The organism is Robertmurraya beringensis (assembly GCF_042433785.1).
In the GTDB taxonomy this organism is placed as follows: domain Bacteria; phylum Bacillota; class Bacilli; order Bacillales; family Cytobacillaceae; genus Robertmurraya_A; species Robertmurraya_A beringensis.
On sequence record NZ_JBHLUU010000064.1, the window covers coordinates 1 to 1,819 of the forward strand.

Below are 1,819 nucleotides of genomic sequence, written 5' to 3' on the forward strand. Positions count from 1 at the left end.
AAAATCATCGGGGAAGAAGCAAAAAGCCCGAGGGTAGATTACCAGAAAGTCATTTATCAGTAGCCCCAAACCAGGTATGGACATGGGATATAACGTGGTTAAAAGGGCCGGTGAAAGGCTTGTTTTAAAAGATAAGAAAGTATAAATTTTGGGTCTACCGCAGTCTTTTGGGCTGTGGTATTTTCAATTTATGGAGAGGAATATTCTTAGACAAATCTTTTTTGATGAACATCAACACTGGGAAGCATTCAAAGAAAAGCACGGAGCTAAAATTCGTCCAATCGTAATAAAGGAGGTTGAAAAATTTCGCGATTGTGGAGATCCCAAAAATGGATTTAAGCTATTTGTGTGTGAAGGGTGCAATGATGTAAGAAAGGTTCCATACCGTTGTAAGGGAAGGTTCTGTACGACCTGTTCAGTAGGTGAGAGTGAGGAGTGGAGTCGTCTATTAACTGATGAAGTATTACAGGTTAATCATAGACATGTCATTTTTACAATTGATGAAGGTCTTCGAGATATCTTCTTACTTCATCGTTATTTACTGAAAGATTTTATGGATGAAGCTGCTAGAATTATTATTGGGTTTTTTGAAAAAAAAGGCAAAGGTAACGCCTGGAATAATTGCAGGACTTCATACGTTTGGTTCAAGAGTAAATTTCAATCCCCATGTACATATGTTAGTTACAATGGGTGGTTTAACTAAGAAAGGTGAATGGAAATCGTACGATTTCCTGCCATTTGAAATGCTTCGAAAACAGTGGCAGACCGTTGTATTAAAGCTAATTAGAAGAAATCTTTCAGAGAAAGAAAAGAAAAAGGTTCAGCAAAGACTACAAAAGGCGTTCTCTAACAATGGGGAAGGCTTCTATGTGCATGCCCCAAAACAAAAGGGAAAGGTAAAAGAACAACTTCGCTATATTGGTCGTTATATTCGTCGCCCTGCAATTGGCATAAATCGGATCGAGGCATATGACGGTCAGTATGTGACATTTAAATACAATGATAAGACGGATGGAAAGGAAAAGTTAGAAACTGTAACGGTAGAGGAATTCATCAGTCGGTTAATTCGCCATATACCTGATGAACAATTTAAGACAATCAGACATTATGGAATGTATTCTAGAAGAATTAAAAATCTGTGTAAGAAAGTACTAAGCATTTGGCAACAAAAAGCTAAACGATGGATTGTCAAAGTGAAAAAGACGTTGAGACGCCAAACATGGAGGGAGAGAGTTGTATCTAGTGGTGCTAAAGATCCACTTATTTGTCCTCACTGTGAGTGTTTCTATGAATACAAGGGAGAAGTCTGCCTTGAAAATGGTAGACTAGAAATAAAGGTGGCACTATGTCAAACGACTAAAAGATATTTAGAGAGGGAGATTGCTTATTTCACCGGTATCCAAGCATTGCAAAAAAGGAAAGAAAAAGAAGAAAAACACCAGCCTATTAAAGACACAGAGCGTCAGCTATGTTTGTTTAGAGTGTCGTGAAAAAGAGGATATCCCGTTACATGTTATAAGGGATTTTGACTTAATGGATGATGGTGATCCTAACACTCCCCCAATGTTTTCATGTGAAAAATGTGGAGGAGAAATGTACCCGGAGTACTATAAAGGGGTACATGGGAAAGAGTACAAGTTATCGGACATCCACTAGACAAAAAAGGACCGGGCGGTTTTTGCCCGGTTTTTCTTATCGACTCTACTTAATTATCGATATTTTTAGTAGAAAAATCGTAGGTTGGGAGATTTGGGAGTCAGAGGAGGCAAAACACGCTGAAGATTTAATGAAGAAGACGATTATTAGTGAAAAAATCCAA

Annotated in this window: 1 protein-coding gene and 1 pseudogene; both read left to right on the plus strand. The window is 38.0% G+C overall.

Features of this window, described 5'->3' with window-relative positions; genetic code table 11:
* The first annotated feature begins 190 nt into the window (after positions 1 to 190).
* A pseudogene (locus tag ACFFHF_RS11930) lies at positions 191 to 1,490 on the plus strand (IS91 family transposase).
* Between the two features lie 131 nt (positions 1,491 to 1,621).
* Positions 1,622 to 1,819 (plus strand): hypothetical protein (locus tag ACFFHF_RS11935; protein ID WP_377058232.1); only part of this gene is annotated, 198 nt, incomplete at its 3' end.